The organism is Ancylobacter mangrovi, from assembly GCF_024752335.1.
Taxonomy (GTDB): Bacteria; Pseudomonadota; Alphaproteobacteria; order Rhizobiales; family Xanthobacteraceae; genus Ancylobacter; species Ancylobacter mangrovi.
The window spans coordinates 736,586-756,929 of the sequence record NZ_JANTHY010000002.1; the positions used below are offsets into that span (position 1 = coordinate 736,586).

Below are 20,344 nucleotides of genomic sequence, written 5' to 3' on the forward strand. Positions count from 1 at the left end.
AGGGTGAGGCTGCTGATCGTTGCGGTGGGCCGGCTGAAGGCCGGGCCCGAACGCGAGCTCTGTGCGCGCTATCTCGACCGGGCCTCCAAGTCCGGCCGCGCGCTCGGGCTCTCCGGCCCGGACGTGGTCGAGATCGCGGAAAGCGCGGCGCGCCGCCCCGAGGACCGGATGGCGGACGAGGGCTCTTCGATCGTCGCCGCCCTGCCGGAGGAGACCGCCGTGCTCGGGCTCGACCCGCGCGGCGCCGCGGTGAGCAGCGAGGAGCTCGCCGCCGATATCGCCGCCCTGCGCGACCGGGGCGTGCGCGCGCTCTCCTTCCTGATCGGCGGGGCGGACGGGCTGAGCGATCAGGCGCGCTCGCGTGCCGACCAGCTCATCGGCTTCGGCCGCGCCACCTTTCCCCATCAGCTGGTCCGGGTAATGATGGCCGAGCAGATCTACCGGGTCGCCACCATCCTGGCCGGGCATCCCTATCATAAGGGCTGACGGCGACGACGGTCGGCGGAACACGGTGGCGCTTTCGCTAACGCTTTGTTAACCACCCGGGCCCTCCCTTGCCCAGATGCGCCTCGCCGACATGATCACCGGCCGTTCCCTCCGTCGCCCGTCCGCCTGTCGTCCCGCTCCGGGCCGGCTCGGGGCTGCGTGCATGGTGGCGGCGGTGTGGCTGGTCTGTGGCGTCCCGCTCGCCGCGCAGACCGCCGCCGACCCGAAGGACGCGGCCGCCCAGCACCAGCAGCGGATCGAAGAGCTCGACGCCGACATCAAGGGCAGCAAGGCCGAGCAGGAGCGCCTCGCGAGCGAGATCGCCGACCTGAAGGGCGACCGGACCAAGCTCAACGCCGCCCTGCTCGACACCGCGAAGAAGGTCCGCGACGTCGAAGGCAAGCTCGATGCCAGCGAGCAGCGCCTGCTCCAGCTCAACCGCGAGGCGTCCGACATCCGCGAATCGCTCGACGCGCGCCGCTCCGTGCTGGCCGAGGTGCTGGGCGGGCTGGTGCGGCTCGGCCGCCGCCCGCCGCCGGCGCTGCTGGTGCGGCCCGACGACGCCTTGAAATCGGTGCGTTCGGCGATGCTGCTCGGCGCGGTGCTGCCGGAGCTGAAGGCCGAGACCGAGATGCTCGCCACCGAGCTGGCGGCGCAGGAGCGGGTGCGCCAGGAGAGCGCCCGCGAGCGCGACGCTCTCGCAGAATTGAAAGACAGCCTCGCCGGCGAGCGGCGCCGCACCGCGGCCCTGATCGACGAGCGCCAGAAGTCGCTCGATGCGAGCGAGGCGGCGCTGCAGAGCGAGCAGCAGCACGCCGACGCGCTGGCTGCCGAGGCGAGCAACGTGCGCGACCTTCTCGCCCGCGTCGAAACCGAGATCACGGCGGCGCGCAAGGCGGCGGAAGCCGCCAAGGCCGCGCAGAACAAGGCGGGGCAAGGCCCGGCCGATCGGCTGGCGGCGCTGCAGGATCCGGGCCGGCTGACCCCGGGCATCGCCTTCGCCGATGCCAAGGGCCTGCTGCCGCTACCTGCCGGGGGCACGGTGCTGAAGGCGTTCGGCGCCGATGACGGCTATGGCGGGCAGGAAAAGGGGGTCTCGTTCGGCACCCGGACGGAGGCGCAGGTGACCGCCCCGAGCGACGGCTGGGTGGTCTATGCGGGCCCGTTCCGCTCCTATGGTCAACTATTGATCATCAATGCCGGCGGCGGATACCATATTCTTCTGGCGGGAATGGATAAGATAACCGTTGAGCTCGGACAGTTCGTGCTGTCGGGCGAACCCGTGGCGGTAATGGGGCAAGGACCACAATTGGTGTCGTCGGTCGGCCTTGGAACTGCCCAACCCATTCTTTACGTCGAGTTCCGTAAGGACGGTAATTCGATTGACCCAACCCCCTGGTGGGCGACGAGCGAGAGCGAGAAGGCACGCGGATGATGCGTAGGACGTCAGTGTTTCTCATTGGAGCGGCGGCCGGCGCGCTTGTCGCGGTGGGCGCCACGCAGCCGCGGCTGCTGCTGCAGCCGACGCAGGCCATGGCGGCCGCCTCGGATACCTACCGGCAGCTCAATCTGTTCGGCGACGTGTTCGAGCGGGTACGCGCCGACTACGTGGACAAGCCCGACGATGGCAAGCTGATCGAGGCGGCCATCAACGGCATGCTCTCCTCGCTCGATCCGCACTCCACCTACATGGACGCGAAGGACTTCCGCGACATGCAGGTGCAGACCCGCGGCCAGTTCGGCGGCCTCGGCATCGAGGTCACCATGGAGGACGGGCTCGTCAAGGTGGTGGCGCCGATCGACGACACCCCGGCCGCCAAGGCCGGCGTGCAGGCCGGCGACCTGATCTCCAAGCTCGACGGCGAGGACGTGAAGGGCCTCACCCTGAGCCAGGCGGTCGAGAAGATGCGCGGCGCGGTGTCGACCCCGATCAAGCTCACCATCATCCGCAAGGGCCAGGACAAGCCGATCGAGGTGACCCTGGTTCGCGACATCATCAACATCAAGTCGGTGCGTTCGCGGGTCGAGAACGGCGACATCGGCTACATCCGCATCACCTCCTTCAGCGAGCAGACCGGCGACGGGCTGAAGAAGGCGATCGAGGACCTGACCAAGCAGATCGGCGAGGACAAGCTCAAGGGCTTCATCGTCGACCTGCGCAACAATCCCGGCGGCCTGCTCGACCAGGCGATCGACGTGTCCGACACCTTCCTCGACCATGGCGAGATCGTCTCGACCCGCGGTCGCGAGGCGGACGAGACCGAGCGGCGCAACGCCCGCCCGGGCGACCTGAGCGACGGCAAGCCGGTGATCGTGCTGGTGAACGGCGGTTCGGCCTCGGCCTCCGAGATCGTGGCCGGCGCCCTGCAGGACCACAAGCGCGCGACCATCCTCGGCTCGCTCACCTTCGGCAAGGGCTCGGTGCAGACCGTGATCCCGGTGTCGGGCAACGCCGCGATCAAGCTGACCACGGCGCGCTACTACACGCCGTCGGGCCGCTCGATCCAGGCCAAGGGCATCCAGCCCGACATCGAGCTGGTGCAGGACGTGCCGGCCGACATGAAGGAGAAGGCGGAAGCCGCCGGCGTCGAGATCACCCATGGCGAGGCTTCGCTCAAGGGTCATCTCAAGAACGGCGAGGACGAGAAGACGGGTTCGCCCGCCTATGTGCCGCCAGACCCGAAGGATGACACCCAGCTCAAGCTGGCGGTCGACCTGATGGAAGGCGTGCAGAAGAACGCCGCCTATCCGGCCGACCCGAAGGCGGCCGTGCCGAACTGAGCCGGCGCCTTCGCGCTGCGATATCGGAAACCCCGCCACCGTGCGGGGTTTCTTCGTTTTGGGGCGGCTTTTTCGTTCCGGGGCGATCCCTGCCGCCGCAAGACCTTCGGCTTGCCGCGATCCTGCCTTGGTCCGGGTCGACAAGAGCGCCATGAGATCGCCTGATGACCCGTCGGCGCCTGCGCCGGCCGCCACGCATGAGCCTGCCGGTCCGCTCGACCGCGACGCGGTGCGCGACGGCGATCTTTCCAACGCCGCCTTCGGTATCTTCGGCCTCGCCGGCATTGCCATCGTCGCCGTCGCATCAGTCTGGTTCCTGACCCGGCCCGGCGCGGACGAGGATGTCGGCCTCGACCGCCTGTTCGCGACCGAGAACGCCCCGGTCCCGGCCGACGCACCGATGCTGCGCTCGGGCTTCGACCTCGATTCCGTCCCCGGCGGCGGGCCCGGCGGCTTCACCTTCCTCGACGGTGCCACCGGCGAGCGCGAGGTGATCGGCACCGTGCCGGCCCCGGCTTCCGCGCGGGCCGACGTCGAGCCGGTGACGGTCACCCGTTAGGGACGCGGCCCTCTTTCCGGGGGCGCTCCGGCAGGGCGGCGCTAAGCATAATTCGAGGCTTGCCTACGCGCCGTCACAGGACCCGCCTATGATCGCCCGGCGGCGACACGCCCGCCCGTCCATCGTGAAGTCCGGCCAAGATGACCCCGTTCGAACAGCTTCCCTACCGCCCCTGCGTCGGTGTCGTGCTCGTCAACCGCGCGGGACTGGTGTTCCTCGGCCAGCGTGTCGGCGGCCCCGAGCATGTCGACACCTATCATTCCTGGCAGATGCCGCAGGGCGGTATCGACGAGGGCGAGCAGCCGGGCGAGGCGGCGCTGCGCGAGCTCTACGAGGAGACTAACGTCTGCTCGGTGGAGCCGCTCGGCGAGTCCGCCGAATGGCTTGCCTACGATCTTCCCGAGCCGATCGCGCGCTCGGCCTGGAAGGGGCGCTATCGCGGGCAGAAGCAGAAGTGGATCGCGCTGCGCTTCACCGGCGAGGACAGCGAGATCGACGTCACCCGCCCGGGCGGTGGCAAGCACAAGCCGGAATTCATCAACTGGCGCTGGGAGCACCTCGCGCGCACGCCCTCGCTGATCATCCCGTTCAAGCGGCCGGTCTATGAGCAGGTCGCCCGCGAGTTCGAGGCGCTGGCGATGCCGGCCTGAGGGCGCGGGCGGCGGGCAGGCCCGCGCGGTTCGGCCGGCGAGCACTATTGAAACCCGGCGCCGGAAAAATGCGAACGAACGTTCGTTCTTGACTCGTGCCGCTGCGTGATCTAGGTGAGAACGAACGTTCGCTCTCATTCCCGGAGCCTTCATGGCCGCCATTGCCTCCTCCACCGCTGCGCCCAAGGCGCCGTCCCGTCCCGACCCGCACCGGCGGGTGTTGGACGCGGCGATCACCTGTTTCACGCGCAACGGCTTCCACGGCACCTCGATGCACGAGATCTGCGCCGAGGCGGGGATGAGCCCGGGCGGGCTCTATCGCTATTTCCCGTCCAAGGACGCGATCATCATCGCCATCGTCGAGGAGGAGCGCGCCGCGCGGGCGAGCCTGATGGCCTGCCTCGAGCAGGCGCCGGGCTTCGTCGCCGGGCTGGTCGCGATGGGCGACGCGCTGTTCTCCGGCGCCGTGCCGATGGCCTGCGTCGAGCTGGCGCCCGAGATTTCCGCCGAGGCCGCGCGCAACCCGGTGCTGAAGGCGAAGTTCGACGAGGTCGAGGCGGAGATGGAAGAAGTCATCCGCCGCGCCTTCGTCGCCGCCCAGGCGCGCGGCGAGGTCGACCCGGCGCTCGATCCCGACCTCGCGCTGGTCATGATCAACGCCATCGGCGACGGCCTGCTGCTGCGCAGCCGCCTCGAACCCGACCTCCCGCTCGCCACCCTGATGCCGCTGCTCGGCGAGCTGATCGCGCGCATGCTCGCGCCGCCGGCGGCCCCTCCTTCCTCGGACCTCACCCGATGAGCGCACGGATTCCCTCGCTGCGCGGGCGCATCGCGCTCGCCCTCACCATGACCGCGGTGGTGGTTGGCGTCGCCGGCTATGCCTTCCGCGACCGCATCGCCGAAGGGCTGCGGCTCAGCGAACCGGCCGAGGCCCGGGTCGCCGACCCGAAGCCGGACGAGGTGCGCGGCATCACCGTGTCGGTCATCCCCGCCTCCACCCGCACCGTCATCGACCGCCTGCCCGTCACCGGCACGCTGGTGGCGCGCGAGGAGATCATGGTCGGCCCCGAGCTCGACGGCTACCGCATCACCGACATCCTGGTCGAGGAGGGCGACCATGTGGAGAAGGGCGAGGTGCTGGCCCGGCTCTCGCGCGACATGCTGAACACGCTGCTGGCGCAGAACACGGCGAACGCGGCCAAGGCCAAGGCGAACATCGCCCAGCAGCGCGCCCAGCTCGAGCAGGCGCAGGCGCAGAACACCGAGGCCGAGGCTTCCGTGGAGCGTGCGCGTACCCTGATCAAGACCGGCGCCACCTCGCAGGAGGTGCTGGACCAGCGCGAGCGCGCCGCCAAGGTGGCGAGCGCGCAGGTCACGGCGGCGCAGGAGGCGGTGGCGGCGGCCGAGGCCGAGGCGGCGCAGATCGCGGCCAATGGCGACGAGATCCGGGTCCGACTGTCGCACACCGAGATAAAGGCGCCGGAGGCCGGCATCATCTCCTCGCGCTCGGCGCGCATCGGCGCCATCGTGCTCTCCGCCAATACCGAGCCGCTGTTCCGCATCGTGCGCGACGGCGCCATCGACCTCGACGCCGACGTGCCGGAATCGGCGCTGCCGCGCATCCGCGTCGGCATGCAGGTCGCGGTCACGCCGGCCGGCTTCGACACCCCCTTCGACGGCACCATCCGCCTCGTCGGCGCCAAGGTCGACGCTTCCACCCGGCTCGCCCGGGTCGCGGTGGCGCTGCCGGAGGACCCCCGGCTGCGTCCGGGCGCCTATGCGCGCGGCGTGATCGAGGTGGCCCGCCATGACGGGCTCGCCCTGCCGCAGTCGGCGGTGCAGTTCGACGCCGACGGCACCTTCGTGCTGGTGGTGGAGGACGACGTGGTGCACAAGCGCGCCGTCACCACCGGGCTGCGCGGCGAGGGCTATGTCGAGATCGCCGAGGGGCTGAAGGCGGGCGAGAAGGTGATCGCCCGCGCCGGCGGCTTCCTGCGCGACGGCGACCGGGTGACGCCCGTCGCGCTCGCCGACGAAGCGGGGAGCGGCGCCTGATGGCACTCAACATCTCCGCCTGGTCGATCCGCAAGCCGGTTCCCTCCATCGTCCTGTTCGTGGTGCTGACCGCGATCGGCCTCTACACCTTCGACCGGCTGCCGATCACGCGCATGCCGAACATCGACGTGCCGATCGTCTCGGTGACCGTGACCCAGCCGGGCGCGGCGCCGAGCGAATTGGAGACGCAGGTCACCAAGCAGGTCGAGACCGCCATCGCCGGCGTGCAGGGGGTGAAGCACATCACCTCCTCCATCACCGAGGGCGTGTCGCTCACCACGGTCGAGTTCCAGCTCGAGACCGCGGTCGACCGCGCGGTGAACGACGTGCGCGACGCGGTCACCAATATCCGCTCCGAGCTGCCGCAGGACATCGAGGAGCCGCTGATCAAGCGGGTCGACGTCGAGGGCATGGCGATCGTCACCTATGCCGCCTCGGCGCCGGCCATGACGCCGGACGAGCTGTCCTGGTTCGTCGACGACACGGTGATCCGCTCGCTGCAGGGCGTGCGCGGCGTGGCGCAGGTGAAGCGCGAGGGCGGCATCGACCGCGAGATCCGCATCTCGCTCGACCCCGACAAGCTGGCTGCGCTCGGCGTGACGGCGGCGGACGTCAACCGCGCGCTCGCGGCCACCAATGTCGACCTCGCCGGCGGGCGCGGCGACATCGGCACCCAGGAGCAATCGGTGCGCACGCTCGGCGGGGCGACCAGCGTCGCCGACCTCGCCCAGACCCGGATCGCGCTGCCCGCGGACGGCAGCGGCGCGGCGCGGCAGGTGCGGCTCGCCGATCTCGGCACCGTCACCGACGGCGCCGCCGAGCCGCGCATCTTCGCCCGGCTCGACGGCAAGCCGGTGGTGGCGTTCGGCATCTACCGCGCCAAGGGCTATTCCGACGTCGTGGTCGCCCAGCGCGTCGACGAGGAGCTGCGCAAGCTCGAGGCCGCGCATCCGGACGTGCGGATCTCGCTCATCGATTCGACCGTGAAATACACCCAGGCCGACTACGAATCGGCCATGCACACGCTGATCGAGGGCGCGGTGCTGGCGGTGATCGTGGTCATGCTGTTCCTGCGCGACTGGCGGGCGACGCTGGTCTCGGCGCTGGCGATCCCGCTGTCCATCCTGCCCACCTTCTGGGTCATGGATCTGCTCGGCTTCTCGCTGAACGGGGTGAGCCTGCTCGCCGTGACGCTGGTGACGGGCATCCTGGTCGACGACGCCATCGTCGAGATCGAGAACATCGTGCGGCACATGCGCATGGGCAAGTCCGCCTATCGCGCGGCCATCGACGCCGCCGACGAGATCGGCCTCGCCGTGGTGGCGACCACGCTCACCATCGTCGCGGTGTTCCTGCCGGTCAGCTTCATGGGCGGCATCGCCGGGCAGTATTTCCGCCAGTTCGGCATCACGGTGGCGGTCGCGGTGCTGTTCTCGCTGCTGGTGGCGCGCCTGCTCACGCCCATGTTGGCGGCCTATTTCCTGCGCGCGCACGGCCACGAGCCGGCGACCGACGGCGCGATCATGCGCTTCTACATCCGGCTGCTGCGGGCCTCGGTGCGGCACCGCTTCATCACCGTCGCCGCCGGCATCCTGCTGTTCATGGGCTCGATGTGGCTCTCCACCCTGCTGCCGTCCGGCTTCATTCCCAATTCGGACGTCTCGCGCTCGGTGCTGGCGGTCGAGCTGCCGCCCGGCGCCACGCTGCAGAGCACGCAGCGCGTGGTCGACCAGATCTCGGCCGAGCTGAAGGCGCAGCCCGAAGTGGCGAGCGTGTTCGCCACGGCCGGCTCGGGCTCGACCGGCGGCCCGGCCAACGCCGCCGGCGAAGTGCGCAAGGCGACCCTCATCGTCAACCTGGTGCCGCGCGCGGATCGCACCGAGACCCAGAAGCAGTTCGAGGGGCGGATGCGCGACGCGCTCACCCAAATCCCCGACATACGCTTCAATTTCGGCGCCTCGGGCGGGGCCGGCCCCGGCCAGCGCGAGTTCACCGTCATCATGTCCGGCTCGGACGGCGCGCAGGTCGAGAAGGCGGCGCTGAAGCTCGAGCGCGAGGTCCGCGCCAAGGTGACCGGCCTCACCAACGTCGTCACCTCGGCGGCGCTGGAGCGGCCGGAGATCCGCGTGGTGCCCAAACTCGCCGAGGCGGCCGAGCTCGGCGTCTCGGTGGCCGACATCGCCCAGACCGTGCGCATCGCCACCATCGGCGACGTGTCGCAGAACCTCGCCAAGTTCTCGGCCGGCGACCGGCAGGTGCCGATCCGGGTCCAGCTCGACGAGGGCGCGCGCGCCAATCTCGGCACCTTCGAGACGCTGAAGGTGCGCACCGCCTCGGGCGCGGCGGTGCCGCTGTCCTCGGTCGCGCGGATCAGCTTCGGCACCGGGCCCTCCAGCCTCGACCGCTACGACCGCGCACGCCGCGTCGCCATCGAGGGTGACCTCGCCGGCAACACCCAGCTCGGCGAGGCGCTGAAGGAGGTCTACGCGCTTCCGGCGGCGAAGAACCTGCCGCCCGGCGTCTCGCTGAAGGAGAGCGGCGACGCGGAGATCATGGCCGAGGTGTTCGGCGGCTTCGCCACCGCCATGGGCGCGGGCGTGATGATGGTGCTGGCGGTGCTGGTGCTGCTGTTCGCCAACGTGCTGCAGCCGATCACCATCCTGATCGCGCTGCCGCTTTCGGTGGGCGGGGCCTTCGTCGCGCTGCTGCTGACCAACAACGCCATGACGCTGCCGGTGGTGATCGGCTTCCTCATGCTGATGGGCATTGTGACCAAGAACGCGATCCTGCTGGTCGATTTCGCCATCGAGTCGGTGCATGCCGGGGTCGAGCGCACAACCGCGCTGGTCGAGGCCGGGCGCAAGCGGGCCCAGCCGATCGTCATGACCACCATCGCCATGGCGGCGGGCATGATGCCGTCGGCCATCGGGCTTGGCGAGGGCGCCGACTTCCGCTCGCCGATGGCGATCGCGGTGATCGGCGGGCTCATCGCCTCGACCGTGCTGTCGCTGGTGTTCGTGCCCGCGGTGTTCACGCTGATGGACGATCTCGGCCGGCTGACCGGGCGCATCTTCGGCCGCTTCGTCGGCGAGCGCGACGAGCCGCCCGAGCATGGCGGGCAGGGCGCGGCGGTGCTGCCGACCGTGCATGCCATGCCCCACCCGGTGGAGAACCGCCAGCCGCCCATCGCGGCGGAATGAACGAAGGCCCGCCCCCGGCCGGGAGCGGGCCTTCCTTTTCAGACAAGAGATTGAGCGGAATGCCGGGCGCGGCTCGCTACTGCAGCGAGCCTTCGCCGTCGCCGCCGCCAGTGCGCGCCATCGACATCTCGGTCACCGCGACCAGCATGTCGGCCCGCTCGGCGAGGCTCGGCGCCTCCAGCAGCGCCTGCTTCTCGCGCGCACCGAAGGGCGACATCATGGCGAGCGCGTTGACCAGCGCCTCGTTCGGCGCCTCCTTGATGCTCGACCAGTCCGCCTCGAGCTTGTTGGCGTCGAGATAGGCGGCGAGCGTGCGCAGCAGCGCGGCGCGGTCGACCTGCTCGGCGCCGAGATCGGGCGTGAAGTCGCCGGCGAAGTCGCCGAAATCGAGCTCCGCCTGGCGGAAGGGGGTGCCCGCCTCCACCTCGGCGACCAGCCGGAACCGGGCGACGCCGGTCAGCGTGACCAGGTAGCGCCCGTCACCGCTCTCGGCGAATTCGGTGATGCGCCCGACGCAGCCGACCTTCTGCAGCGCGGGGCTGGCGGTGGTCACGAGCGCGGGGACCGGCTGGATCATGCCGATCAGCCGCTCGTTCTTCAGCGCCGCGTCCACCATGGCGAGGTAGCGCGGCTCGAAGACGTTGAGCGGTAGCTGGCAGCGCGGCAGCAGCAGCGCGCCGTCGAGCGGGAACAGCGGAACCACGCCAGGCAGCTCCGAGGGCCCGCCATAGGGGCGATTGATCGCCATGGATGCCCTCCGGCTCGCGATAGTCTTGCCCGGGAGCGTCCCCGGGAGGTGCCGGCCGGCTTGCGTGCCGGACCGGCGCTGGCTCAGGCGAAAAGTATCGACGACAGGCGCCGGCGCCCGGCGACGGTGTGCTCGTCGGTCGGGCCCCAGGCCTCGAAGAACTGCACGAGCTGCTTGCGCGCGCCGTCATCGTTCCAGTTGCGGTCCTTGCGCACAATGGCGAGCAGCTCGTCCACCGCTTCCTCGCGCTTGCCGCGGGCGTTGAGCGCCAAGGCGAGGTCGAACCGGGCCTGGTGGTCCAGCGGGTTGGCCTCCACCCGGGCCGCCAGCTCGCGCACGTCGCCGAGCTCGGCCGCGGCCTCCTCCAGCTCGATCGCCGCGCGCACGGCGCTGATCGTCGCGTCGTTGGCCGCGCTCTCGGGCGCCAGCGCCAGCGTGGCCTTGGCCTGCGCGAGGCTGCCGGCGGCGAGCTGGGCGCGGGCGAGGCCGGCGATCGCCTTGAGGTTCGCCGGCTCCTCGGCCAGCACGGCGGTGAAGATCTCCACCGCGCCCATCAGGTCGCCCTCGGCCAGCGCCGCCTCGCCGCTCGCCACCACGTCGGCGATGTCGCCGGCCTCGCCGCCGCCGGCCGCGACCAGGCGGTCGACCAGCGCCTTGACCTGCGTCTCGGGCTGGGCGCCCATGAAGCCGTCCACCGGCTGGCCGTTGACGAAGGCGTAGACGGTGGGCAGCGACTGGATGCCGAGCTGCTGGGCGACAGAGGGGTGCTCGTCCGTGTTCATCTTGGCGAGGCGCACCTTGCCCTTCGCCTCGCGCACCACCTTCTCGATGATCGGGGTGAGCTGCTTGCACGGGCCGCACCACGGCGCCCAGAAATCGACCAGCACCGGACGGCGGCGGGATTCCTCGACGACGTCGGTCATGAAGCTCCGGGTCGTGACGTCGATCACGACATCGTCGCCGGCCGCGGCGGCGCCGTCCTGGGCCGGATTGGCGGGCTGGTTCAGCAACATGGATGTCCTCGCAATGCTTGCGCGCTACCGCGCCCTAAAATGGTCCCTGCCCGCGCAATTGCAACTGCGCCGGCGGCTCACGCCTCGTCCGGCGCGTCGGCCCGGCGCGGTACGTCCATGATGACCGGCTCGTGGCCGGTGGCGCGCAGGAAGCGCACGAGATCGTCGCGCCCGATGGCGGTGGTGGCGGTGTTCACCAGCGGGTGGCAGTTGATCACCTCGTGCTCCAGCAGCACCGCGTCGAGCACCACGGTGACGCGGCCGGCCGCGTCGTTCACCGGGCCGAAGGCGGTGACCGCGCCGGGCTTCACGCCCAGCACCTCCTCGAGCAGCTCGGCGCTGCCGAAGGAGAGTCGGCTCGCCGCGCCGAGCGGGGCGTGCAGGCTCTTGAGGTCGACCCGCGCCTCCTCGTCCACCACGACGAGGAACAGGTTGCCCTTCTTGTCCTTCAGGAACAGGTTCTTGGTGTGCCCGCCGGGAATGTCGCCGCGCAGCTTCTGCGAATCCTCCACCGTGAACAGCGGGGGATGCTCGATCGTGGTGGTCGCGATGCCGAGATCGGCGAGGCGGGCGAACAGGTCGTCGGGGGAGAGCGGCATCGGCGTCCGGGAGAGGTTGAGCGGCGGCGGGGCGCGGCAGGATCGGCTGGGGCACGTCGGTTGCCGCGCGTTCTAATGCCGGCCCCGGCTCGTGCGCAACTCCCGCTCGCCCGCGACTCCTTCCCGCCGCGCAGGGCGGGAGCGTGCGCCGCGCATGACCTGCGCCCTTCGCCGTGGTTGACAGCCGCCCGGCCCCGATCCCACATCGTCGGACGGTTCTGAGGATCGAGACATCATGCGTCCAGTCATCGGCGTGATCAGCGACGTCAAGCAGGTGGGCGGCCACACCGTCCACGGCGTCACCGAGAAATACATCTACGCGGTCGCGCGCGGCGCGCAGGCCATGCCGGTGCTGGTGCCCGGCACCATCTCGGCGGTCGATGCCGACATGGCGCCCGAGCGGGTGGTGATCGAGGAGATCCTCGAGCTGTGCGACGGCATCTTCCTGCCCGGCAGCCCCTCCAATGTCGGCCCGCAGCATTATGGCGACCGGCCGCACGACCCGCCGCTGCCGGCCGATCCCCACCGCGACGACATCTCGCTGCCGTTGATCCGCGCGGCGCTGGAGCGCGGCGTGCCGCTGTTCGGCGTGTGCCGGGGCTTCCAGGAGATGAACGTCGCCATGGGCGGCACGCTGTTCCAGAAGCTCTACGAACAGCACGGTCGCTTCGACCACCGCGAGGATTCGAGCCTCGACATCGAGGGTCAGTACGCCCCGGTGCACGAGGTGGCTCTGGAGCCGGGCGGGCTGCTGGAGAGCCTTGCCGGCGCGCCGCGCTGGACGGTGAACTCGCTGCACGGGCAGGGCATCGCCCGCCTCGCGCCGGGGCTCGCCATCGAGGCGCGGGCCGATGACGGCACCATCGAGGCGTTCCGCGTCCCCGACACGCCGGGGTTCAACCTTGCCATCCAGTGGCACCCGGAGTGGCGGTTCTGGCAGGACCGGCTGTCGAGCGCGGTGTTCACCGCCTTCGGTGCCGCCGCAAGGCTGCGGGCCGAGGGCCGGCGCGCTGGCGCGCGCGAGCTGGCGGCGGTCTGACGGGCGGCGCTCGCGTCAGCCGAGCTTTTCCAGAAGATGGCCGATGCCGTCGCGTATGTCGGCCTCGATCGCGCGGCGCAGCCCCGCCTCGTCGCCCGCCTTCAGCGCCGCCAGCGCCTCGGCATGGCGGTCGACCGGGTAGTGCCGCTCGAGATCGGCCAGCGCCATGCGCATGAAGGGGCCGATCTGCAGCCAGACCGATTCGATCAGCGGCAGCAGCACGCTGTCGGGCCGCGCGCCGTAGAGCGCCGCGTGGAAGGCGAGGTTGGTCTCGATCATCGCCTCGGTGCCGCCCGCCTCCACCGCCGCGTCGCAGGCGCGGTCGAGCGCGGTAAGCCGCCGCAGCAGGGCGGCATCGGCCGCCGGCAGGGCGCGGGCGGCCGCCTCCACCTCCAGCATGATGCGGGCGGCGAACAGCTCGTCGAAGCGCCGGGCGGTCATCTCCGGCACCCGCACCCGGCGATTGTCGAGCAGCACCAGCGCGCGCTCGGCCACCAGCCGGCGCAGCGCCTCGCGCACCGGCATGGCGGAGACCCCCAGCGCCTCGGCGAGGCCGCGGATCGTCACCGCCTGCCCGGGCGGGAAGCGCCCGGCCATCACGCTGCGGCGCAGGCGGCGGAACACCCATTGCTGCACGGTCTCGCCGGGCAGGCGCGGTTCAAGGAGGAGGTCGGGCGGGTTGGGTTCCATCGGCCGGCGGGTGAGGGCGGGTGGGCAGGCGGCGCCTGTGACGTGAGACTGTCAGCGTAAAGCGCTATATAGCCCAAATCGGCGGCGCTACCCGCCGGCACGACCTGGAGAGAGACTCACATGGCCGAAAAGTCCGACATGCCCGCCGGCCGCGCCGGCTACGAGCTCGATCCGAAGCTGCTGGAGATCCTGGTGTGCCCGGTCACCAAGGGCACGCTGGAATATGACCGCGAGGCGCGCGAGCTGATCTCGCGCAGCGCCAAGCTCGCCTACCCGATCCGCGACGGCATCCCGATCATGCTGGCCGACGAGGCGCGCACCCTGACCGAGGACGAGCTCGCGGCGCGCTGAAGCTAAAGCGCCTCGCCGCGCAGCAGCTTCGGGGCGGCGCCGGCAATGCCGGCCGCGTCGCGGATGAACACGTTCTTCAGAGAGGGCAGCCGCTCGACCAGGCCGAGCCCGACGTCGCGCACCAGCCGCACCACATCGGCGCGCTGGGCGAACAGCCGGTTGAGCCCGTCGGTCGCCACGCCCATGGCCAGCGTGTCGAAGCGCCGCCAGCGCTGGTAGCGCTCCAGCACGTCCGGCCCGCCGATGTCGAGGCCGAGCCGGGCGGCGTCGGTGATCGATTCGGCCAGCGCCGCGACGTCGCGCAGGCCCATATTGATGCCCTGCCCGGCGATCGGGTGGATGAGATGGGCGGCGTCGCCCAGCAGCGCCAGCCGGTCGGCGGCGAAGCGCCGCGCCATCTGGAAGCCGAGCGGGAACGCCTTCGGCCGGTCGAGGATCTCGATGGCGCCGAGCTCCAGCCCGAACCGCCGCTCCAGCTCGTCGAGCAGCAGCACGGGCGGCAGCTCCAGCAGCCGGCCGGCGGTCTCGGTCGGCTCGGTCCAGACGATCGAGCAGCGGTTGCCGGTCATCGGCAGCATGGCGAAAGGGCCGCCCGGCAGGAAATGCTCGACAGCGCGGCCGCCATGCGGGCGCTCGTGGCCGACCGTCATCACGATCGCCGACTGGCCGTAGGACCAGCCGACCACGCCGATGCCGGCGAGCGCGCGCAGCTTCGAGCGGGCGCCGTCGCAGGCGCAGAGCAGGCTGGCGCGAATCTCCTCCCCGCCGGCGAGCCGGATGGCGACGTCGCCGGCGCCGGCCTCGAAGCCGGCGATGGAGGCGGGAACTAGGGCGACGCCCCGCTCGCGCGCGAGTTCGGTCATCGCGTCCTGCAGCGCCGCGTTGGGCAGCATGTGGGCGAAGGGCTCGCCCGGCGCGACGTCGCCGTCGAAGGTCAGGAAGACCGGCCGGGCCGCGTCGCCGAGCTTCGAATCGGTGATCTCCATGGCGAGGATCGGCTCGGCGAGCGCGCTCACCCGCTCCCAAATGCCGAGCGTCTCGAACAGGCGCCGCGCTCCGGCGGCGAAGGCGGAGGCGCGCAGATCCGCGCTCGCGGGCAGACCGCCGCCGGCGCCATGCGGGCCGGCATAGGCGGGATCGGCGATGGCGAGGCGGGCGCCCGCGCCGAGACCCTGGCGCAGGGCGAGGGCGAGGGTAAGCCCGGCGAGGCCGCCGCCGGCGATCACCGCATCGTACCGCTCCGCCTGTCCCTTGGGGGCTCGCATGGCCGCCGGCCTCCGTTCCGTTCCGTTCGGCGCCACCGTCTGTTCGGTGCATTGTGCCGGGGCCATCATATGCCTTAGCTACGGCGTGGGGACAATGCGCCGGCCCCGCGACCTTCCGCTCACCGCCGGCCGCATCACCAGCCGGAGCCGCCATGCCGACCGAGCCGACCGCCGACCGACCCGCCCTCGATCCCTCCTCGCCCGCCAGCATCGCCGAGCTGATCGGCCTGCTCGACCTCGAGCGGCTGGAGGACAATCTGTTCCGGGGCGAGAATCCGCCGGAGTCGTGGCCGTTCCGCACCCGCGTCTTCGGCGGCCAGGTGCTGGCGCAGGCGCTGGTCGCGGCCCAGCGCACGGTCGACGTCGCCGCCCATTCGATGCACGCCTATTTCCTGCTGGCGGGCGACCCCTCGATCCCGATCCTCTACGAGGTCGAGCGGGTGCGCGACGGGCGCAGCTTCGCCACACGGCGCACGGTGGCGATCCAGCACGGGCGGCCGATCTTCATCATGTCGGTCTCGTTCCATCGCGAGGAGCCGGGGCTCGAGCACCAGCTCGACCTCGACCGGAGCGTGCCCCCGCCCGAGGAGGTGCCGGGCATCAACGAGCTCGCGCCCGAGGTGCTGGTGCGCCTGCCCGCGCCGGTGCTCGACTACTGGACCCGGCCGCGCCCGATCGAGCTGCGCCCGGTCGGGCTCGGCGAGCCGCGCAGCGAGCCGCGCCGCTTCGTCTGGTTCCGCGCCGGCCGCCCGCTGCCGGACGACCCGGCGATGCACCGCGCGGTGCTCGCCTATGCGAGCGACATGACGCTGCTGGAGGCGACCACGGTGCTGCACGGCACCAGCGTGCTCGGCACGCGGATCCAGGCGGCGAGCCTCGACCACGCACTGTGGATGCATCGCCCGTTCCGCGCCGACGAGTGGCTGCTCTACGCCCAGGACAGCCCGAGCGCCTCCGGCGCCCGCGGGCTGGCGCGCGGACTTGTCTATGATCGGGGCGGGCGGCTGGTCGCATCCGTGGCACAGGAAGGGCTGATCCGTCCTGTCATACCGTCGTCCGACGACAATGCCTAATTTTTAATCTTCATGTGTCAAAACTTGGGCGGGACGCGAGGGACCCGATTCGCGCCGACCAAGAAATGGGCAGCTCCCGCGCCGCGCCCCGGCGCGGCCAGAGCCGGCTCACCTTTGGGTGAACACGAGCCGGGCCGGCCGAAAAGCGGCGAAAACCCGTGCCCGCACCGCGGTTGGCACGCGAATTGATTCCCTTACGCCCGGCTTGACCGAAGGGTTGTGAAAACCTGCCTGGCCGAGTCCGACATGAAACGCCCGGGGGTCCTGTCAAAGGGTCCGGGGGCAAGCGGGGACAGGAACCATGAAGATCGTCATGGCTATCATCAAGCCTTTCAAGCTTGAGGAAGTCCGGGATGCGCTCACAGGCATCGGCGTGCACGGACTGACTGTTACGGAGGTCAAGGGTTATGGCCGGCAGAAGGGCCACACCGAGATCTATCGCGGCGCCGAATACGCGGTGAGCTTCCTGCCGAAGCTCAAGATCGAAGTGGCGGTCGCGTCCGATCACGTCGGCAAGGTCATCGACGCCATCACCACCTCGGCCAAGACCGGCCAGATCGGCGACGGCAAGATCTTCGTCTACGCGATCGACCAGGCCGTGCGCATCCGTACCGGCGAAACCGACGCCGACGCGCTGTGAGCCAGCGCCATCTCCCGACATTTTCCGATTGCACGGAGCATTGAACCCATGACGAAGAAGAACTGGATACGCGCGGGCCTTCCCGTGCTGGCGATGACGGCGCTGGTAGCGGCCGCCGCATTCGCGCAGGACGCGCCGCAGACCGGCGCGGAGGCCACCACCGAGGCCGCCGCCGCCGTCGCCACCGTGGACAAGGGCGACATCACCTGGATGATGATCTCCACCGTCCTCGTGCTGTTCATGACCGTTCCGGGCCTCGCCCTCTTCTATGGCGGCCTCGTGCGCGCCAAGAACATGCTGTCCGTGCTGATGCAGGTCACGGTGATCTGCGCGGTGATGATGCTGCTGTGGGTGTTCTACGGCTACTCGCTGGCCTTCACCGACGGCAACCCCTTCATCGGCGGCCTCTCCAAGGCGTTCCTCGCCGGCGTCAACACCGACAGCCTGGCCGACACCTTCTCCGAGGGCGTGAAGATCCCCGAATACGTCTTCATGGCGTTCCAGATGACCTTCTCGGCCATCACGCCCGCGCTCATCATCGGCGCCTTCGCCGAGCGCATGAAGTTCTCGGCGATCGTGCTGTTCTGCATCCTGTGGGTCACGGTGGTTTACTACCCGATCTGCCACATGGTCTGGTTCTCGGGCGGCTACCTGTTCGACCTCGGCGCGCTCGACTTCGCCGGCGGCACCGTGGTGCACATCAACGCCGGTATCGCGGGCCTCGTCGGCTGCCTGATCATCGGCAAGCGCACCGGCTTCGGCAAGGAACTGATGCCTCCCCACTCGCTGCCCTTCGCCATGGTCGGCGCCAGCGTCCTGTGGGTCGGCTGGTTCGGCTTCAACGCCGGTTCGAACCTCGAGGCCAATGCGGGCACCACGCTCGCGCTGGTGAACACCTTCGTCGCCACCGCCGGCGCCATCGTCGGCTGGACCATCATCGAGTGGATCGCCAAGGGCAAGCCCTCCATGCTCGGCGCCATCTCCGGCATGGTCGCGGGCCTCGTCGCCGTCACCCCGGCGGCCGGCCTCTCGGGCCCGATCGGCGCGATCGTGCTCGGCTTCGTCGCCTCCATCATCTGCTTCTTCTTCGTCACCACGGTGAAGAACGCGCTCGGCTATGACGACAGCCTCGACGTGTTCGGCGTCCACGGCATCGGCGGCATCGTCGGCGCCATCGGCACCGGCATCGTGGTCGCTCCCTCGCTCGGCGGCCCCGGCATCGACGGCTACGAGATGGGCCACCAGGTGTGGGTCCAGATCCAGGCGGTCGCCACCACCATCGTGTGGTGCGGCGTGCTGTCGGCGATCCTCTACTGGATCGTGAACATCGTCGTCGGCCTGCGTCCCTCGGTGGAGCGCGAGCGCGAGGGTCTCGACATCGTCGAGCACGGCGAGCGCGCCTACCACAGCTGAGCGACTTCCGGGCGCGGTCCGCCGCGCCCGGCCTTTCCGAACGCCGCAGCTTCCCGCTGCCTCAAGGCCCCGGTCCCGTGCCGGGGTCTTTTTCATTGTGGGGCCGCGCGGGGGCCGCCGGTTCATTGCTGGGACGGCTCGCGGCGCCGCTGGGCGCGGGGCGGGCCGTCACCGCCGGGTTGCGGAAGGTCTGAATCTGCCGGACCGGCCGTGCAGCCGCCCCGTTTTGAGGCTCCCGGCCCTGCTCTCATGCCGATCCGCCCGCGAGGCGCCCGCGCGCGCCCGTTTGCCCGGCCCGGATCGCCGTTCCCAATCGACGGCCTGCCCGGCCGCCTTCGTACCGGTGATGCCGTCCCGGCGCCGCACGCTTCGACTGACCCTCCGCGCCTCGCCTCGCCTGTCCCCGCCTGCGGCCACGCCTGCCATCGTTCGTCCATGGTTAAGGGCGCCTTTACCGCAGCCCCGCTATGGTGCGGGCGAACCCCGCTCCGTGCGGACATGGCGAGATCGTTCCGAGTGTCAGAGCCAGCCCTCCAGCCCGCCCCCTCCGCGGCGCCCGATCCGGGCCCGGCCGCGCGCTCGCCCTTCGTGCGGCTCACCGAGCTGCTCGCCGGGCTGACGCCGGGCAAGCCGGCGCTGAGCCTGGCGGTGGGCGAGCCGCGCCATGCCATGCCGGATTTCGTCGGGTCGGTGCTGGCCGGCCATCTCGACGGGTTCGGGCGCTATCCCGCCGGCAAGGGCCTGCCCGAGTTCCGCGCCGCCGCCGCCGACTGGTTCGCGCGGCGCTACGCGCTTCCCCGCCCGCTCGACCCGGAGCGCGAGGTGCTGGTGCTCAACGGCTCGCGCGAGGGCCTGTTCTTCGCGGCGACGATGGCGCGCCGCCTCGCCTCGCCCGCCAAGCTTGCCCGCCTCGCCGGCGGCGCGCCGCGGGTGCTGCTGCCCAACCCGTTCTACGCCGCCTATGGCGCCGGGGCGGAGGCGGCGGGCTGCGAGAGCTTCGCCCTGCCGCTGCCCGCCGGGGGCGGCTGGCTGCCGGACCTCGACGCGCTGACGCCCGAGCTGATGGGCCGCGCCATCGCGCTTTATTTCGCCTCGCCCGCCAATCCGCAGGGCACCATCGCCCCGCGTGCCTATCTGGAGCGGCTGGTCGCGCTGTGCCGCGCCCATGAGGTGATGGTGTTCGCGGACGAATGCTATTCCGAGATCTGGCTCGGCGACGCGCCGCCCACCGGCATACTGGAAGTGTCGGGGCCGGACCATGCCGGCGTGGTGGCCTTCAACTCGCTGTCGAAGCGCTCCAGCCTGCCCGGGCTCCGGGTGGGCTTCTGCGCCGGGGACGCGGCCTTCGTGGCCGCCTTCGCCGAGTTCCGGAACGTCGCCGCACCGCAGGTGCCCGAGCCGCTGCAGCACGTCGCCATCGCGGCGCTGGCGGACGAGGCGCATGTGAGCGCGAGCCGCGACCTCTACCGCGCCAAGTTCGACATCGCCGACCGCGTGCTCGCCGGCCGCTTCGGCTATGAGCGGCCCGATGGCGGCTTCTTCCTGTGGCTCGACGTGGCCGCCATAGGCGGCGGCGAAGAAGCGGCGCGCCGGCTGTGGGAGCGCGAGGGCCTGCGCACCGTGCCGGGCGGCTATCTGTGCCGCAGCGACGCGCAGGGCCGCAATCCCGGCGAGAACTATCTGCGCATCGCGCTGGTGCAGGATGTCGAGACCACGCAGGCGGCGCTGCCACGCCTCCTGGCGGGGCTGAGCTGACGACGCGAAGGGGGAAGTATGGGGCGG

19 protein-coding genes are annotated in these 20,344 nt (G+C 70.9%); 14 read left to right on the top strand and 5 right to left on the bottom strand.

From position 1 onward, the window contains the following. Window positions 1-3 precede the first annotated feature (3 nt). From rlmH to NVS83_RS09330, 8 genes are all read left to right on the top strand, one after another. A complete protein-coding gene (rlmH, locus tag NVS83_RS09295) occupies window positions 4-486 on the top strand; it encodes a 23S rRNA (pseudouridine(1915)-N(3))-methyltransferase RlmH (RefSeq protein WP_258732245.1) in 483 nt (160 codons plus the stop codon). A 163-nt stretch (window positions 487-649) separates the two neighbouring features. Further along, entirely contained in the window at window positions 650-1,921 is a 1,272-nt protein-coding gene (locus NVS83_RS09300; protein ID WP_258739042.1) for a murein hydrolase activator EnvC family protein, read from the top strand. Further along, on the top strand, window positions 1,918-3,267 hold the full coding sequence (locus tag NVS83_RS09305; protein ID WP_258739043.1) for a S41 family peptidase: 1,350 nt from the start codon (window positions 1,918-1,920) through the stop codon (window positions 3,265-3,267). Before NVS83_RS09300 ends, NVS83_RS09305 begins: the two co-directional genes overlap by 4 nt. Window positions 3,268-3,418: 151 nt before the next feature. Continuing rightward, a complete protein-coding gene (locus tag NVS83_RS09310) occupies window positions 3,419-3,826 on the top strand; it encodes a hypothetical protein (protein WP_258739044.1) in 408 nt (135 codons plus the stop codon). Between the two features lie 140 nt (window positions 3,827-3,966). Continuing rightward, window positions 3,967-4,476 (top strand): RNA pyrophosphohydrolase, encoded by a 510-nt coding sequence (locus tag NVS83_RS09315; protein WP_258739045.1) that lies wholly within the window; start codon window positions 3,967-3,969, stop codon window positions 4,474-4,476. A gap of 151 nt (window positions 4,477-4,627) precedes the next feature. Further along, a complete protein-coding gene (locus NVS83_RS09320; RefSeq protein ID WP_258739046.1) occupies window positions 4,628-5,275 on the top strand; it encodes a TetR/AcrR family transcriptional regulator in 648 nt (215 codons plus the stop codon). Continuing rightward, window positions 5,272-6,531: an efflux RND transporter periplasmic adaptor subunit gene (locus tag NVS83_RS09325; protein WP_258739047.1), complete on the top strand. Its 1,260-nt coding sequence runs from the start codon at window positions 5,272-5,274 to the stop codon at window positions 6,529-6,531. The genes NVS83_RS09320 and NVS83_RS09325 overlap by 4 nt, the downstream gene beginning before the upstream one ends. Next, window positions 6,531-9,731 (top strand): efflux RND transporter permease subunit, encoded by a 3,201-nt coding sequence (locus NVS83_RS09330; RefSeq protein WP_258739048.1) that lies wholly within the window; start codon window positions 6,531-6,533, stop codon window positions 9,729-9,731. The genes NVS83_RS09325 and NVS83_RS09330 overlap by 1 nt, the downstream gene beginning before the upstream one ends. A gap of 76 nt (window positions 9,732-9,807) precedes the next feature. On the opposite strand, the gene NVS83_RS09335 is transcribed toward NVS83_RS09330, so the two are convergent. The 3 genes from NVS83_RS09335 to NVS83_RS09345 form a co-directional block, all read right to left on the bottom strand. Continuing rightward, window positions 9,808-10,479: an LON peptidase substrate-binding domain-containing protein gene (locus NVS83_RS09335; protein WP_258739049.1), complete on the bottom strand. Its 672-nt coding sequence runs from the start codon at window positions 10,477-10,479 to the stop codon at window positions 9,808-9,810. A gap of 83 nt (window positions 10,480-10,562) precedes the next feature. Beyond that, window positions 10,563-11,492, bottom strand: a complete 930-nt coding sequence (gene trxA, locus NVS83_RS09340; RefSeq protein WP_258732254.1) for a thioredoxin — start codon at window positions 11,490-11,492, stop codon at window positions 10,563-10,565. 77 nt (window positions 11,493-11,569) lie between these two features. Continuing rightward, window positions 11,570-12,091: a prolyl-tRNA synthetase associated domain-containing protein gene (locus tag NVS83_RS09345; protein WP_258732255.1), complete on the bottom strand. Its 522-nt coding sequence runs from the start codon at window positions 12,089-12,091 to the stop codon at window positions 11,570-11,572. Between the two features lie 235 nt (window positions 12,092-12,326). Between NVS83_RS09345 and NVS83_RS09350 the strand changes: the two genes are divergently transcribed. After that, window positions 12,327-13,130, top strand: a complete 804-nt coding sequence (locus NVS83_RS09350) for a gamma-glutamyl-gamma-aminobutyrate hydrolase family protein (protein ID WP_258739050.1) — start codon at window positions 12,327-12,329, stop codon at window positions 13,128-13,130. A gap of 15 nt (window positions 13,131-13,145) precedes the next feature. On the opposite strand, the gene NVS83_RS09355 is transcribed toward NVS83_RS09350, so the two are convergent. After that, window positions 13,146-13,820 (bottom strand): GntR family transcriptional regulator, encoded by a 675-nt coding sequence (locus NVS83_RS09355; protein ID WP_258739051.1) that lies wholly within the window; start codon window positions 13,818-13,820, stop codon window positions 13,146-13,148. Window positions 13,821-13,940: 120 nt separating this feature from the next. Between NVS83_RS09355 and NVS83_RS09360 the strand changes: the two genes are divergently transcribed. After that, complete coding sequence (locus NVS83_RS09360; RefSeq protein ID WP_258732258.1) at window positions 13,941-14,171, top strand: Trm112 family protein; 231 nt, start codon at window positions 13,941-13,943, stop codon at window positions 14,169-14,171. Window positions 14,172-14,173: 2 nt separating this feature from the next. Here the strand turns inward: NVS83_RS09360 and NVS83_RS09365 are convergent, their stop codons facing one another. Beyond that, on the bottom strand, window positions 14,174-15,436 hold the full coding sequence (locus NVS83_RS09365; protein WP_258739052.1) for a ubiquinone biosynthesis hydroxylase: 1,263 nt from the start codon (window positions 15,434-15,436) through the stop codon (window positions 14,174-14,176). Window positions 15,437-15,588: 152 nt separating this feature from the next. Between NVS83_RS09365 and NVS83_RS09370 the strand changes: the two genes are divergently transcribed. The 4 genes from NVS83_RS09370 to NVS83_RS09385 all read left to right on the top strand — a co-directional run bounded on the left by NVS83_RS09370 (window position 15,589) and on the right by NVS83_RS09385 (window position 20,317). Next, window positions 15,589-16,509: an acyl-CoA thioesterase gene (locus tag NVS83_RS09370; RefSeq protein ID WP_258739053.1), complete on the top strand. Its 921-nt coding sequence runs from the start codon at window positions 15,589-15,591 to the stop codon at window positions 16,507-16,509. Between the two features lie 301 nt (window positions 16,510-16,810). Further along, window positions 16,811-17,149, top strand: coding sequence for a P-II family nitrogen regulator (locus tag NVS83_RS09375; RefSeq protein ID WP_163075252.1), 339 nt, complete (start codon window positions 16,811-16,813; stop codon window positions 17,147-17,149). Between the two features lie 48 nt (window positions 17,150-17,197). After that, complete coding sequence (locus tag NVS83_RS09380; protein WP_258732261.1) at window positions 17,198-18,562, top strand: ammonium transporter; 1,365 nt, start codon at window positions 17,198-17,200, stop codon at window positions 18,560-18,562. A gap of 516 nt (window positions 18,563-19,078) precedes the next feature. Continuing rightward, window positions 19,079-20,317 carry an aminotransferase class I/II-fold pyridoxal phosphate-dependent enzyme gene (locus tag NVS83_RS09385; protein ID WP_258739054.1) on the top strand — a complete coding sequence of 413 codons (1,239 nt, stop codon included), beginning with the start codon at window positions 19,079-19,081 and terminating at the stop codon, window positions 20,315-20,317. Window positions 20,318-20,344 lie beyond the last annotated feature (27 nt).

What these genes read in the sequence shown, in the direction of transcription:
- NVS83_RS09345 (WP_258732255.1), bottom strand. Translation starts at nt 12,091, where the DNA reads ATGCCGCTCTCCCCCGACGACCTGTTCGCCCGCCTCGCCGATCTCGGC.
- NVS83_RS09375 (WP_163075252.1), top strand. Translation starts at nt 16,811, where the DNA reads ATGAAGATCGTCATGGCTATCATCAAGCCTTTCAAGCTTGAGGAAGTC.
- NVS83_RS09310 (WP_258739044.1), top strand. Translation starts at nt 3,419, where the DNA reads ATGAGATCGCCTGATGACCCGTCGGCGCCTGCGCCGGCCGCCACGCAT.
- NVS83_RS09315 (WP_258739045.1), top strand. Translation starts at nt 3,967, where the DNA reads ATGACCCCGTTCGAACAGCTTCCCTACCGCCCCTGCGTCGGTGTCGTG.
- NVS83_RS09305 (WP_258739043.1), top strand. Translation starts at nt 1,918, where the DNA reads ATGATGCGTAGGACGTCAGTGTTTCTCATTGGAGCGGCGGCCGGCGCG.
- NVS83_RS09355 (WP_258739051.1), bottom strand. Translation starts at nt 13,820, where the DNA reads ATGGAACCCAACCCGCCCGACCTCCTCCTTGAACCGCGCCTGCCCGGC.
- NVS83_RS09380 (WP_258732261.1), top strand. Translation starts at nt 17,198, where the DNA reads ATGACGAAGAAGAACTGGATACGCGCGGGCCTTCCCGTGCTGGCGATG.
- NVS83_RS09300 (WP_258739042.1), top strand. Translation starts at nt 650, where the DNA reads ATGGTGGCGGCGGTGTGGCTGGTCTGTGGCGTCCCGCTCGCCGCGCAG.
- NVS83_RS09320 (WP_258739046.1), top strand. Translation starts at nt 4,628, where the DNA reads ATGGCCGCCATTGCCTCCTCCACCGCTGCGCCCAAGGCGCCGTCCCGT.
- NVS83_RS09350 (WP_258739050.1), top strand. Translation starts at nt 12,327, where the DNA reads ATGCGTCCAGTCATCGGCGTGATCAGCGACGTCAAGCAGGTGGGCGGC.
- NVS83_RS09330 (WP_258739048.1), top strand. Translation starts at nt 6,531, where the DNA reads ATGGCACTCAACATCTCCGCCTGGTCGATCCGCAAGCCGGTTCCCTCC.
- NVS83_RS09325 (WP_258739047.1), top strand. Translation starts at nt 5,272, where the DNA reads ATGAGCGCACGGATTCCCTCGCTGCGCGGGCGCATCGCGCTCGCCCTC.
- trxA (WP_258732254.1), bottom strand. Translation starts at nt 11,492, where the DNA reads ATGTTGCTGAACCAGCCCGCCAATCCGGCCCAGGACGGCGCCGCCGCG.
- NVS83_RS09360 (WP_258732258.1), top strand. Translation starts at nt 13,941, where the DNA reads ATGGCCGAAAAGTCCGACATGCCCGCCGGCCGCGCCGGCTACGAGCTC.
- NVS83_RS09335 (WP_258739049.1), bottom strand. Translation starts at nt 10,479, where the DNA reads ATGGCGATCAATCGCCCCTATGGCGGGCCCTCGGAGCTGCCTGGCGTG.
- NVS83_RS09370 (WP_258739053.1), top strand. Translation starts at nt 15,589, where the DNA reads ATGCCGACCGAGCCGACCGCCGACCGACCCGCCCTCGATCCCTCCTCG.
- NVS83_RS09365 (WP_258739052.1), bottom strand. Translation starts at nt 15,436, where the DNA reads ATGCGAGCCCCCAAGGGACAGGCGGAGCGGTACGATGCGGTGATCGCC.